The 13023-nt window shown below is 41.1% G+C and carries 13 protein-coding genes; 1 reads left to right on the top strand and 12 read right to left on the bottom strand.

From position 1 onward, the window contains the following. Nucleotides 1-107: 107 nt before the first annotated feature. From FZC88_RS05120 to FZC88_RS05095, 6 genes are all read right to left on the bottom strand, one after another. Nucleotides 108-806 carry an LrgB family protein gene (locus tag FZC88_RS05120; protein ID WP_148993894.1) on the bottom strand — a complete coding sequence of 233 codons (699 nt, stop codon included), beginning with the start codon at nucleotides 804-806 and terminating at the stop codon, nucleotides 108-110. Beyond that, nucleotides 790-1170, bottom strand: a complete 381-nt coding sequence (locus tag FZC88_RS05115; protein ID WP_148993893.1) for a CidA/LrgA family protein — start codon at nucleotides 1168-1170, stop codon at nucleotides 790-792. The genes FZC88_RS05120 and FZC88_RS05115 overlap by 17 nt, the downstream gene beginning before the upstream one ends. Nucleotides 1171-1298: 128 nt before the next feature. Further along, the gene (locus tag FZC88_RS05110; RefSeq protein WP_315633562.1) at nucleotides 1299-1952 is read right to left on the bottom strand and encodes a type 1 glutamine amidotransferase domain-containing protein; all 654 of its coding nucleotides are present in this window, start codon (nucleotides 1950-1952) and stop codon (nucleotides 1299-1301) included. Nucleotides 1953-2100: 148 nt separating this feature from the next. Continuing rightward, nucleotides 2101-4263: a DNA topoisomerase III gene (locus FZC88_RS05105; protein ID WP_148993892.1), complete on the bottom strand. Its 2163-nt coding sequence runs from the start codon at nucleotides 4261-4263 to the stop codon at nucleotides 2101-2103. Nucleotides 4264-4522: 259 nt separating this feature from the next. Further along, entirely contained in the window at nucleotides 4523-4960 is a 438-nt protein-coding gene (locus tag FZC88_RS05100) for a DUF6376 family protein (protein WP_148993891.1), read from the bottom strand. A gap of 113 nt (nucleotides 4961-5073) precedes the next feature. Next, nucleotides 5074-6171, bottom strand: a complete 1098-nt coding sequence (locus FZC88_RS05095) for a M24 family metallopeptidase (RefSeq protein ID WP_148993890.1) — start codon at nucleotides 6169-6171, stop codon at nucleotides 5074-5076. A 268-nt stretch (nucleotides 6172-6439) separates the two neighbouring features. Here FZC88_RS05095 and FZC88_RS24345 point away from each other — a divergent pair, with 268 nt between their 5' ends. Beyond that, the gene (locus tag FZC88_RS24345; RefSeq protein WP_253275457.1) at nucleotides 6440-6535 is read left to right on the top strand and encodes a putative holin-like toxin; all 96 of its coding nucleotides are present in this window, start codon (nucleotides 6440-6442) and stop codon (nucleotides 6533-6535) included. Nucleotides 6536-6774: 239 nt separating this feature from the next. Here FZC88_RS24345 and FZC88_RS05090 read toward each other — a convergent pair whose 3' ends face one another. The 6 genes from FZC88_RS05090 to glpK all read right to left on the bottom strand — a co-directional run bounded on the left by FZC88_RS05090 (nucleotide 6775) and on the right by glpK (nucleotide 13018). Continuing rightward, a complete protein-coding gene (locus tag FZC88_RS05090; protein WP_148968992.1) occupies nucleotides 6775-7218 on the bottom strand; it encodes a DUF4064 domain-containing protein in 444 nt (147 codons plus the stop codon). A gap of 62 nt (nucleotides 7219-7280) precedes the next feature. Continuing rightward, entirely contained in the window at nucleotides 7281-7700 is a 420-nt protein-coding gene (locus FZC88_RS05085) for an NUDIX domain-containing protein (protein ID WP_148993889.1), read from the bottom strand. Between the two features lie 153 nt (nucleotides 7701-7853). Next, nucleotides 7854-8723 carry an SDR family oxidoreductase gene (locus FZC88_RS05080; RefSeq protein WP_148993888.1) on the bottom strand — a complete coding sequence of 290 codons (870 nt, stop codon included), beginning with the start codon at nucleotides 8721-8723 and terminating at the stop codon, nucleotides 7854-7856. 298 nt (nucleotides 8724-9021) lie between these two features. Next, nucleotides 9022-9579, bottom strand: coding sequence for a hypothetical protein (locus FZC88_RS05075; protein ID WP_148993887.1), 558 nt, complete (start codon nucleotides 9577-9579; stop codon nucleotides 9022-9024). A gap of 109 nt (nucleotides 9580-9688) precedes the next feature. After that, the gene (locus tag FZC88_RS05070; RefSeq protein ID WP_148993886.1) at nucleotides 9689-11353 is read right to left on the bottom strand and encodes a glycerol-3-phosphate dehydrogenase/oxidase; all 1665 of its coding nucleotides are present in this window, start codon (nucleotides 11351-11353) and stop codon (nucleotides 9689-9691) included. 174 nt (nucleotides 11354-11527) lie between these two features. Then, nucleotides 11528-13018 carry a glycerol kinase GlpK gene (gene glpK / locus FZC88_RS05065; protein ID WP_148993885.1) on the bottom strand — a complete coding sequence of 497 codons (1491 nt, stop codon included), beginning with the start codon at nucleotides 13016-13018 and terminating at the stop codon, nucleotides 11528-11530. Nucleotides 13019-13023 lie beyond the last annotated feature (5 nt).

Raw genomic sequence — 13023 nt, 5'->3', positions numbered from 1 at the left:
TTCTCTTTTGAAATTTCACCTTCCCTTACTATACCGAATCACAATCTGTTTTTAAAGGGAAAGCTTTTGTTTACTAGGGTGGTTAATTATAATGGGATTCGCTCCATTCAATTACTAGATCCAACAAATAGAAATAGGAGGGGGATGACGAAGGACATGATCGTGGCGGTTAATGCCATAGCCGCACCACTTACTGCGCCTTCCCTGTCCCCTTCTTTAATAGCCTGTGCCGTCCCAACTCCATGGGATATCACACCGAATGGCAGTCCTTTTGCTATGGGGTGTTTTACTTGCAGCCACTTTAAAATAGTAGGGATGACCATGGCACCGAACATCCCTGTCACAATGACGACCGTCGGAATGACTTCTATATTCGCATCAATTACTTTCCCTATATCAACAGCTACTGGGGTTGTAATGGTTTTAATAAGCAAGGAGCGGTTCCATTCAGATGGGATCCCCAACCACATACTGAATAAATAAGAAATAACCATAGACATACCACTTCCGAAAAGGATACCGAAAAGGATCGGCTGTACATGCTGCACTAATAACTTTCGATGCTGATAAAGGGGATATGCAAGGGAAACGGTAGCTGGTCCAAGTAAATAGGTTATGTAAGATGCAAAGTCTGCATACTGATTATATGGAATATCGATAATCAGTAATGTGACAATAACAGCAAGGGTACTAATAAAAATAGGAATCGTTATGGGGATTGGCCAAATTCGGTGAATCTTTACCCCAAAAATAAAATACAATATTGTAATGCCAATTGCCAGAAGTGAACTAATGAGATGTATCATGGCTTCGCTTCTCCTTCCCTCTTATTAATCTCTCTGCTGATAAGGCGGTTGCTACAAATCCTGTTATCCCGCTAATAACCAGAATGACAATGAGCTTCCATCCGAAATCAATAAAATATGGCCCCAGAACCATTGCGCTAACTGACAAGGGAAGAAAAAAGAAGGAAAAATGTCTTAGAAAGAATCCTGTACCGTCCATTAATAATCTTTCTTTCACTACCCCCGTTAATAAAAGTAGAAACAAAAAAAGCATCCCGATAACGCTTCCGGGAATGGGTAAATGAAAGAAGTCAGTACACCACTTTCCCAATTCATAAAATAAGCATAGAATGGTAACTTGAATGATGGTTCGAACAACCTGCATAATTTTCTCCTCGCTATATAGTCTTCTCACGATTTTATCACAATTGGCAGGTCATTAGAGAGTAGTGAATAACAGAAAAAAGAGCATGAGGTTTCATAACCTCATGCTCTTTAGAAAGAACATCCGTTTTAAAGCACTTTAGCGAACGCTTCTGCAGTTGACTGACTGGATTGTGGATTCTGCCCGGTCACGAATTTCCCGTCGGTGATGACATGCTCACTCCATGCTTCAGATTTTTCAAATTGAGCTCCTTGCTCTCTTAATTTTGTTTCTAATAAGAAAGGCATTAATGAATCAAGGCCCGTTTGCTGTTCTTCTTCGTTGGTGAACCCTGTCATGCTTTTTCCTTCAACCAGCCATTTTCCATTTGAGAGTTTCGTTCCAACGAATCCAGCAGGACCGTGGCATACAGATCCAATGGCTTTGTTGTTTTCAGCAAAGTGAGCCAGTGCTTGCTGAAGTACCTGACTATCAGGGAGATCAAACATTGTTCCATGTCCGCCCGGTAAGAATATCCCTGAATATTCGTTAACGTTCAATTGCGAAAGGACCATTGTTTGATCCAATTCTTTGGTGACACCCTTCCACTTTTCCACCTGTTCATCATCAAGGCTATTAGGATCTAAAGGAATACGGCCTCCCTTTAAGCTAGCCACATCTACATCAAATCCCTGATTCTTAAATTCTTCATATGGTTCAGCGAACTCAGATAACCAAAGACCTGTTTCGTGTTCATCATCAATTTTGCTTTCATTCGTTAAGACCATTAATATCTTTTTCAATGTGTACCCTCCATTTTTATATAGCTGTTTTCCTACCCTTTTGTTTTATCCTCTTCTCATGAAATTAAACTTCTGTAGTCCAATTATTTTCTTTTGAAAGGTTTTAAGCAGAAAAAACGACTCCCTTTATGAGAGTCGTTTAGATGAGTTAATGTATATCAAATACGAATTGAATTTTCTTTTCAACAGGATCCCAACTAAGGTATGCTGAAAACTCCTTCTCTCCTTTTTTGAAACCGTCTATACGCTCGGATTTTCCATCCGTAAGCACTTTTTTTACGATTCCTTGTGTTATACGCTTCGAGAGAATGGTCTTAGAAATGGTGAAGCTGCATTTTGTTTTTTGATAATTGGAGCAGCCGTAGAACTTTCCTTTGTCAACCACTTTCCCGCCACATTTTAAGCAGGTGCCGACGCTGGTTTTCGTTGTCCTTTTTCCTTTACTCCCTTTGGATCGCTGGATGGAAGCAGTATCAAGGTCTTCGAAATTCCATCTATTTGCCTCTTGAAGAGCGTTTTGAACAAGTTTGTCACTTAATTTCTTCACTTGCTCCATAAACTCGGGTGCAGAAGCTTGCCCTTTTCCTATTTCCTGTAGTCGTTGCTCCCATTTTGCTGTCATCTCAGCTGATGCCAACACATTTTCACCAATTGCACGAATCAAAACCTTTGCTTTATCAGTAGGATAGACAATATTCTTTTGGATATCAATGTAGTTCCGATCTTTAAGCATGGTTATGATTCCAGCGCGTGTTGCCTCGGTACCCAGACCTTCTGTTTTCTTTAACACTTTCTCGAGCTCATCATTATCCATGTATTTCCCTGCTGTTTTCATTAATGTAATCAGTTGACCCTCTGTGTAGCGCTTTGGTGGCTGGGTTTTTCCTTCCTTCGTATGGACACTTTTGACTTTGCCCTTGTCGCTTTCCTTAACAGGTGGCAGGAGCGGTTCGTCATCCTTTTCATTCTGCATCAGAACCTGTCTCCATCCTTCTTGAAGAATTTGCTTCCCTTTAGAAATGAATTCAGCCCGTTCGTCCACGACGGTAGTGATGGTAGTGTAATGGATCACAGCTTTGTCGTGATGTGCAGCGATAAAGCGTTTAACCACAACATCATATATTTTCCTTTCGTCCCCTGATAACGATTGAGGGTCCGTTACTTGTTCAGTTGGAATAATCGCGTAGTGATCTGAAACCTTTGCTTCATTTACAAAACGCTTGTTATTCAGCAGGCTATCATTAGGAGTGGGGATCCAGCTATTGTAAGGGCTGTATTCCTGAAGCTTAGACAATATTTCCGGAAAGGTTTCAGCTTCCCCTTTCGTTACATATTGTGAATCTGACCTTGGGTAAGATACAATGCCCTTTTGATAAAGTTTTTGTAGGACATCCAGTGTTTTTTTGGGTGAAAATTTATATATTTTGTTCATCGTTGCTTGAAGAGCTGATAGATTGAAAAGCAATGGAGGAGCAAATTCTTTTCTTTCTGTTTTCATCTCCAGTACGCTTGCAGGCTTCCCTTGGCAGAACGAAGCAATTTTCTCTGCCAGTTCCTTTGTTTGAATTCGGGATTCTCCATCCTTTTGCCATACCCCTTCGTACGTGTGGTCTCCCATTTGAAAGACAGCTTTCACTTCCCAGAAGGGTTCGCTTTTGAATTGCTCTATTTCTTCGTCTCTTTTTACAATCAAAGCAAGAGTCGGCGTTTGAACCCTTCCTGCAGAGAAAACATCCGACATACCTTGCTGCTTTAGCAGAATGCTATAAGCTCTCGATGCATTCATTCCCACAAGCCAGTCCGCACAAGCACGGGAATAGGCTTCATAATAGAGGCTCCGCATTTCCGTTTCTTCTCTCAAACTGGTGAACCCTTGAATGATGGCTTTCTCTGTCAGGGATGATATCCATAATCTTTTCATGGGCTTCTGCACGCGGGCCATTGAAATAATATTCCGGATGATCAACTCACCTTCACGCCCGGCATCCCCTGCATGGATGATTTCTGTGACTTCACTTTTTTTTAGAAGTTCTTTAATGACTGCGAATTGTTTCGCTTTTGCCCGTTGAAGCTCATATTGAAATCGTTGAGGAATGATGGGGAGGTCTTCTAACGTCCATTTTTTCCATCTGCTTTCATATTTTTCCGGGGCTTGAAGCTGAAAGAGGTGACCTACAGCCCATGTGATATAAGCTCCTTTAGGGAACACATCATTAGATTGTATTTCAATATATCCTTGGCGTTTTCGATGAGAGAATGGTTTAGCGAGGGTGGCTCCTTGATCGGGTTTTTCGGCAATAACAACTTTCATAACAATCTCCTGTCCATCTCTATGATTCCATTATTATAGCATGTTTTTAAGAACTCTTGTTCTATACGTAAGAAATCATATTTGTTTTTTTCGGTCATATTTGAAACTAGTTTAATACAAATCTACTTGATAAAATAGGGTTGATTTTTTGTGGGGTTAAAGGGGGCGATGTGACTGTAGCTAGAGTGGAAATGGGGTAATGTTATATTACAGTATGATGGCGTTACGGATAAAAAGTATTATCCGTAACACCATCAGCTTATTGTCCTAAATTTTCCAGATTGCCTTTAATTTCTTGTAACTGATTAAAAGTGTTTACGATCTCAAGGTTTTGTAACTCAGAAATATGGACTTCTCCCTTATCAATTTCTACTAAGGCTCGATCAATTCCTTCCAGCGCTTGCTCATTATATCCTTCCACTTTTTTGTGGATGTTTTCTGCAAGCTGAGGCGGAGTCAGATCATTGATTTCTTGTATTTCTGTTTTCATGTCTTTTAATCTTGTTTCAAGAGCCGGTACGGTGGATGGGTCTGCCGCAGCATTTTCCACTAATCCAGGAAAATCGTTGGCAAATTGCTCTGCTTCATTGAGATAATCGGTCATTTCCTCAACATAGGTCAAACTGTTGTTTGCTTCTTCGAGGATTCCACAGCCTGCCAGCATGAAAAAGCTTATTAATATGATAAATTTTTTCACTGAATTTCATCCTTCCCTAGCTTTCTCTTCTAGTATATACGAATGACCTTCGCAATGGTTTCATTTCTTTTTCATGAAAAGGAGGCTAACACGCCGTTAGCCTCCTCTATGTCTTATTTAATAATTTGCAGTTCTTTAGGGAATTTAGTCAAGGTTTCGTAACCATCCTTTGTTATCAGCACATCATCTTCAATTCTTACACCGCCAATTTCCGGTACGTAAATTCCAGGTTCAATGGTGTAGGTCATTCCTTCTTTTAATATCCCATTATTTAAATGGCTCATTGATGGGAATTCATGTACGTTGATCCCAAGGCCGTGACCAATCCTGTGTGGGAAATAGTCTCCATACCCTGCTTCTGTAATGATATCCCGTGCGATTTGATCCAGATCACCAATACGGGTTCCGGGCTTACTTGCTTCCAGTGAAGCCAGTTCTGCTTTTAAAACGGTAGTATAGATTTCTTTTTGCTTGTCTGAAACGGATTTATAAGCGAATGTGCGGGTGATGTCAGAAGTATATCCTTCAAGGACTACACCTAGATCAAACAAGACAAAATCTCCTGCCTTCAGCTTCCGGTCTCCTGGGTTTCCGTGTGGATCTCCAGCTTTTTCACCAAAGAGCACCATCGTAGAGAAAGACATTTCACGAATCCCTTTTTTCTTTAATTCATACTCGATCTTCGCAAGAACTTCCATTTCCGTAATGCCTTCTTGAAGTGCACTTACACCTACTTCAACCCCGAAGTCTGCCATTTCTGCTGCTCGACGCATGATGGCGATTTCACCCTCATCTTTCACTACACGCATCTCATTTAATTTGTCTTCAACATTCACTATAGTCGGTGAGTTGAAAATGTTTATAAACGCCTGACTGCGGCCATACGTTACGACTTCATTTTCGAAAGCCACCTTGCTGCCATCGATTCCTCGTCTTTGAATGGCTTGTTGAATGAATTCCCATGGGTTTTCATGATCAGAGTAGCCGATCACTTCGTTACTCCAGCCGGCATCCTTCACTTGACGTGCTTCCATTCCAGGTACGACCACAAAGGGTTCGGCATCAGGAAATACAAACAGTCCCATTAATCGCTCATGTGGATCTGTGTGGAATTTTGTTAAGTAGAATACGTTTTCAGTTGAATTGATAAATGCTGCATCGATCTTTTCTTCTTTTAACCAATTTTTCAGCATTTCTATACGTTGTTTCATCGTGTGTTCCTCCTCGAATTTCGTGATGTTATGTAATCGACTAATATGAGCATATCTATGCTAACACATTTTGAAGAAAGTTTGAAATAATCGCATCGTATCTGATGGTTCATTGGTTCATGAAGGGGTTGTATGTTTTTTTGATAGGGGTAAGCTTTTCCTACCTCTTGCCTATAATGTACAGGGGTTGTTTGTGATATAATTTGAAGCACACAGTGAATGTAGGGTGGGAGTGGCCACTTCCTTATAGAAGGAGGTGGTGCTTATAGTGACAACGTATGAGGCGTTAACGCTAATGATTACCTTTGGCTCTTTAATTGTCTCCATCATTGCCGTAGTTATTTCAAATGACAAAAAGAAATAACCCCACCCTCATGAAGCGCCTAAACTTTGAAGGGTAGAGTTATGTTCCTTTCTCTATTGGGCCACTGCTTTCCTTGCAGTTTGCTGTGTAGCAAGAGACATTGGTTGCCGCCAGTGTCTCTTGTTTTATCATTATGCTCTACTTTTAAGATAGTATAAATCGAGTCTGAAAGCAAGATGAGTACGAGCAAAACTTCACGGAAAGATGTAGCTTGGAGAAAAAATTCTCTTAAAGCATTATTAATACACAGGATCTGTTTTCTTAGGTTTTCGAACAAGTGCCATGATTCCTGCGATCAGGAACAGGAGGCCAGGTACGAAACCAAATCCTATCGTGCCAATTCCGATGACAAGGGCAGCAATGATAAACATGATTCCGGATAATACCGGTTTTTTATTTTTTACAATGGTCAGTACAGCAATAATCCCCAGGATGGACGCAATGATTCCTAATATAACAAGGTAAGATCCAGTTGATTCAGCAGCGTTGATAATGGAGCTTATATCTCCTGCATTCATCTCCGCATTTTGTATATTTGGATCACTCTCCATACCTTCTTCGAGTTGGGACATGACCTCAGGATTACTCATTCCCATATTAAGTACGATTCCGATTATGGAAAATAATGCGGATAAGATAATTCCGATTACTCCCATTACTACTTCTCCTGTTCGCTTTACCATTCTACTCTCTCCTTTATAGATAAATACTTTATAATATATTGTGCTAAATCGATACTATTCCCCTAAATGGATAGTGTGTTTAGCTTCTTGCTCATGTAGGCTTCCAGAATGGAGTGATCTTCTGGAAATCCCAGGGGCAGGTTCTTTAACTCTTGAAGTGAAATCCATTTTATTTTATGTATTAATTGATCAGGGTCCTGTATGGTTGCCTCTCCTCCAAGGAGCATGACTTCATAGTAATGAATTCTTATAGAAATACTTCCTTCATTCCCCCACTTAGTATACAAATGTTTTCCTACTTCAACATCATAGCCTGTTTCTTCCCAAACTTCACGTTTACAGCATTCCTGAAGGGATTCACTTGATTCCATCCCCCCTGAAGGGACCGACCAACGTTTCTTTTCTTCTTCTTTCCCTTGTAATACCATCAATAAACGACTTTCATGCATGCAAAGAGCAGATGCACCCTTCCATTCATTCAATCAATCACCTCATTTCGTGTGGAAGCATTTAAACTCATACAATTATTTAATAAATGAATTTAAGGAAATGTCTCCTTTAGCATATTCTCTCTTTTGACAAAATTCTCCTTCCATATAATAAAATTCTTTATATTCAGACATTATCCGTGCTTACTATAAGGACCGTCCCTCTTTGGTCTTTTTCATTCTGAGTTTCTTTAATATGATGTTTTCCATAGTGCTCCATGGCAGGATGGTTTTGAGTAATAGGGTTAATCGCACTCCTTTGCCTATGGGAATTCTAAAAGTTTTTTTCTTGTTTTGTGCTATTTCACATACGATCGAGGCAACCTCCCTTGGATCCCCAAGTGTATCTTCACCTGATTGAATTTCCGTGTTGATTGCCTCCATGTAGCGAAAGTAAGGAGAGTTTTTCTGCATCGAGAGTGGAGTGACTTTCTTTCCTGATGTCCAGATATTCGTTTGATAAGAACCGGGTTCGATCAGGTGCACGGATATGCCGAAGGGCTTAAGCTCCAATCTCAGACTTTCGGAGTATCCCTCTAATGCGTGTTTGGATGAAACATAAGGACTGAGTCCAGGAAAGCCGAATCTGCCGCTAATGCTGCTCATATTGATGATTTTCCCTTCTCCTTGATTTCTCATATAAGGGAGAACAATTTGAGTCATTCTCATGACTCCAAAAACATTCGTTTCGAATTGTTCACGGAACTCATCGATTGTAACTTCTTCTGCAAATCCTGCACCGGCAAACCCTGCATTATTCAGGAGAATGTGCACACTGCCCAAATCATTAAGAGAGGTAGAGAATTCCTTGATGGATGCTTCAGACGTTACATCCAATGGATGAATCTCAACCAAATGCCCCACCTTTAGTTCCTCAGCACGTTGAAGCAATGCACTTCCTTTTTGAGGATCTCTCATGGAGGCGATTACTTTATATCCAAGTTGTGCCAGCCCCAGGGTTGAGAGAAAACCAAACCCGCTATTTGCCCCCGTCACCACAGCTATTTTATGATTCATTCCAGCTTCCTCCCCATTTTTTCTTTCTATCAGTATAGCAATAATGTTCTTTTCCAGGTTCTTATCCACTGAGTTTATTGTTAAAAAAATGCAAAAAAAGGGTGGCTTCATCCCATTGAAGCCACCCTTTTGACGAGGAAGTCGTGTCAATTTCTATTCTTAATTTACAGCAACCCGATATGATATTCAACAGCACTAAGAAGGGATGAACAGTTCTCTCGGGAAATGAATAGTCATATACGGTCAATTTCATCAACTATTCATATATTTATATAATTGTAAGCATATTTATGGATGATTATTTTGCCTGCGTCGAAGCAACTATTGTTCCATCACTAGAATAAAAGTTCACTTGAGGAACATGGAGCATGCCCGCGTAAGGTTCTATGTGAATGAAATAATCATTCTCTTCAAGCTCTATTCGATTGAACTGGACATTTTCCCGGAATGTAAAGTAATCAGCCTCAATTTCGTCCCGGTCACCGTAAACGATAAACTGATTAGAAGGGAGAAATTCCGTTCCGACAGATAATTGTGGAGAATCATTAATCCGGTATAGCTCATAAAGGGGAAGGACATTCATTTTTCTATATAGGGCCAGGCCGATTTGCTTTTCTCCATCCTTATTCATATATGTATAGAGAAGGAGGTATTGCTCCCCGGCTTCTTTTTCTGATACAACTTTCAGATCATGGTAAGTGCCCTCGAATTCTAACTGTTCAAGGTGCTGCCTGAATGCACCCTTTCTTGTAATAGAGTCACCTTTTTCGAAATAGAAAGTGATTGCAAAGGCAATTACTGAAGACATTGACAGTGATAGGAGGAACCTTCCCCTGGTATTCTTTTTTTCTTCCAACCAGCATCCCCCCAAGTTGACATCTTTATCCCAATTTTACCATGTGCCCTACAGGAATTCCCAGTGTATACAAAGAAAAGGACAGATATTCATTCTGCCCTTTACCTGCTTACGACTGCAAATCCACTGGCACTACTGCACTCTTAAGCTCATTATTCAATTCCACTCTATATTGCTGTTCCTTCTCTTCATTCCAGTTCAGAAGCTTCGCCATAATCTCGATCACAGGCTCCTTCCATTTCTCCACCCACTCACGATCAAAGAATAACGCACCAGTCCTTCTAATAAAGAAATCAACCGGAGTGGCTGCCATCTCCTCCTGGATCGCATAAATCAGTTGCCCATATAAATAAGGAGGGACGGACCTTTCATCACTTGCTCCACTATAAGCATGAGCGAGTTTAAATAACTGATCCACATTTGATCCGTACATTCCTGCAAGCTTCCTTCCCTCTTGATCTGTTAGTCCATATTGAAGGGCCTCAGCTGCTTTTTGATCAATAAACGCTTGAAAGTTTTTCGATCCGCCTACATGACCTCCAGAGATCGGCATATATTTCGTGGACGATGCTGGGAATTTCTTTTTGTTCTCTTCACGTAAACGTTTCGATACAAGGTCCACAACGGTTTCTCCCATTTTACGGTAACCTGTCAGCTTCCCGCCGGCGATCGTGATGAGACCGCTATCGGCTTCCCAAATTTCGTCTTTACGGGAAATTTCAGAAGGGTCCTTCCCTTTTTCAAAAATTAATGGACGAACACCTGCCCAGCTCGATTCTACATCCTCTTTTCCTACAGATACATCGGGGAACATAAAATGAATGGCATCCAAGATATAATCCCGGTCCTCTGAAGTCATATGGGGAGAAGTTTTATCCTGATCAAAAAATGTGTCTGTTGTCCCTACATAGGCCTTCCCATCCCTCGGTATGGCGAATACCATTCGCCCATCAGGTGTGTCGAAATAAACCGCTTGTTGAAGCGGGAATTTGCTTTGATCAATGACAAGATGAACTCCCTTGGTTAAGCGAAGCTGTTTGTTATTCGTACTATAATCTTTTCCTCGAACATCATCGACCCATGGGCCGGCAGCGTTGACAAATTTTGAACCGCGGATTTCAATCGTATCCCCAGTCACCAGGTCCTCAGCTTCAATTCCGACTACTTTCTTATTATCATATAGGAATCGTTGAGATTTCATATAGTTTATGACAGTGGCACCATGTGCAACTGCTTCTTTCATGACTTCTATCGTTAAACGGGCATCATCAGTCCTATATTCAACGTAGTACCCGCCGCCTTTAAGGCCATCTTTTTTCACAAGAGGTTCCTTCTTCAATGTTTCTGAAACTGAAAGCATGGATCTTCGTTCACTTCTCTTTACTCCAGCAAGATAGTCATACACCTTTAATCCAATCGATGTGCTGAATTTACCGAATGTGCCACCTTTATGCAGGGGGAGCAGCATCCATTCAGGAGTCGTTACGTGAGGTCCATTCTCATAAACGATTTCACGCTCTTTTCCTACTTCCGCGACCATTTTCACTTCGAATTGCTTTAAGTAACGTAATCCGCCATGAACGAGCTTTGTCGAACGACTGGAAGTCCCGGCTGCGAAATCCTGCATTTCGACCAATGCCACCTTCATTCCACGTTTCGAAGCATCGAGGGCGATTCCTGCGCCAGTAATTCCCCCTCCGATCACAATCATATCAAAGTGGTTTGACTCTAATGTTTCTTTCACTTCTCTTCTTGCAGTACTTGAAAATGTCATAAGTGGATCCTCCTCAGGTATCTATATATTATCTGTACTCTCACTCTTATTGTTTAACCATAAAAAAAGAGACCAAAACTAACATTATGGTGAATGGTTCCATAATGCAGGTTTGGTCTCTCGTGGTCTCTAACCGAATTTATTAACTTGTAATCAGTATATCATACGTTTCTTTTATTTAAAAGCCATAGCTGCTTTAACAGCTTTTTTCCATCCGTTATATAGTTCTCCTTGGGTTTCAACAGGCATTTGCGGCTCAAACTGCTTGTCTTTATTCCACTGCTTTGATATTTCATCCCGGTTATCCCAGAAACCTGTGGCTAATCCAGCTAAATAAGCGGCACCTAAAGCAGTTGTTTCATTTACAACTGGTCGCTCAACAGGAACAGATAAGATATCACTTTGGAATTGCATTAAAAAGTCATTTTTAACAGCACCGCCATCGACTCTCAGTTTCTTAAGGGAGATTCCGGAGTCGGCTTCCATCGCTGTCAGTACATCTTTCGTTTGATAAGCAAGGGATTCCAGGGTGGCTCTTACAAAATGCTCCTTAGATGTTCCCCTTGTTAAACCGAACACGGCCCCCCGAACATCACTGTCCCAATAAGGAGTTCCTAATCCTACAAAGGCAGGAACAACGTAGACGCCATCTGTTGAGTCAACCTTTTCTGCATACCCTTGGCTGTCCTTGGCATCTTTAAGCATACGAAGTCCATCACGAAGCCACTGAATCGCAGAACCAGCCACGAAAATACTGCCTTCTAAAGCGTACTCCACTTTTCCATCAATTCCCCATGCCAAGGTTGTGAGTAAACCATTATTAGACTTTACGGCTTTCTCACCTGTATTCATCAGCATAAAGCATCCTGTTCCATACGTATTCTTTGCCATACCCTCTTCGTAACAAGCCTGTCCAAACAATGCCGCCTGCTGATCCCCTGCTGCACCGGCAATCGGAATCTCCTTCCCGAAGAAATGGTAAGGTACCGTCTTGGCATAAATTTCGGATGAGGGACGGACCTCTGGAAGCATGCTCTCAGGAATGCCTAATATGTCAAGTAGCTCCTGATCCCATTTCAGGTCGTAAATATTATACATAAGCGTGCGGGAAGCATTGGAATAATCCGTTACGTGGGCTTTTCCACCAGACATTTTCCAGATCAACCATGTGTCGATCGTCCCGAATAAGAGCTTTCCTTTCTCCGCTTTTTCTCTCGCACCTTCTACATTGTCAAGAATCCATTTAACCTTGGTACCAGAGAAGTAAGCATCGATCAATAATCCGGTTTTATCACGAAACGTATCATTATGACCTTGTGATTTAAGTTCTTCACATATCCCCGCTGTTTGACGTGACTGCCACACGATGGCGTTGTAAACCGGATCGCCGGTTTCTTTATCCCAAACCACAGTAGTTTCACGTTGATTGGTAATTCCAATCCCTTCAATCTGATCAGGTTTAATACTCGATTCAGATAAAGCGCTTGCAATTACGGCTAAAATCGATCCCCAAATTTCATTCGCACTATGTTCAACCCAACCCGGATTTGGGAAATGCTGAGTAAATTCTTTTTGTGCAATATGGGCGACTTCTCCTTTTTTATTGAATAGAATCGCTCTTGAACTTGTCGTTCCCTGATCTAATGATAAAATGTATTTCTCCATTTTGT

Source organism: Rossellomorea aquimaris (assembly GCF_008180865.1).
In the GTDB taxonomy this organism is placed as follows: Bacteria; Bacillota; Bacilli; order Bacillales; family Bacillaceae_B; genus Rossellomorea; species Rossellomorea yichunensis.
The sequence above is the reverse complement of the archived record's forward strand: the minus strand, read 5'-3'. Positions and strand labels throughout refer to the sequence as shown.

Excerpts from the sequence above, each read along its gene's own strand:
- FZC88_RS05090 (WP_148968992.1), bottom strand. The coding sequence starts at position 7,218 with ATGGTAAAGCGAACAGGAGAAGTAGTAATGGGAGTAATCGGAATTATC.
- FZC88_RS05095 (WP_148993890.1), bottom strand. The coding sequence starts at position 6,171 with ATGAAACAACGTATAGAAATGCTGAAAAATTGGTTAAAAGAAGAAAAG.
- FZC88_RS05115 (WP_148993893.1), bottom strand. The coding sequence starts at position 1,170 with ATGCAGGTTGTTCGAACCATCATTCAAGTTACCATTCTATGCTTATTT.
- FZC88_RS05070 (WP_148993886.1), bottom strand. The coding sequence starts at position 11,353 with ATGACATTTTCAAGTACTGCAAGAAGAGAAGTGAAAGAAACATTAGAG.
- FZC88_RS05120 (WP_148993894.1), bottom strand. The coding sequence starts at position 806 with ATGATACATCTCATTAGTTCACTTCTGGCAATTGGCATTACAATATTG.
- glpK (WP_148993885.1), bottom strand. The coding sequence starts at position 13,018 with ATGGAGAAATACATTTTATCATTAGATCAGGGAACGACAAGTTCAAGA.
- FZC88_RS05080 (WP_148993888.1), bottom strand. The coding sequence starts at position 8,723 with ATGAATCATAAAATAGCTGTGGTGACGGGGGCAAATAGCGGGTTTGGT.
- FZC88_RS05105 (WP_148993892.1), bottom strand. The coding sequence starts at position 4,263 with ATGAAAGTTGTTATTGCCGAAAAACCCGATCAAGGAGCCACCCTCGCT.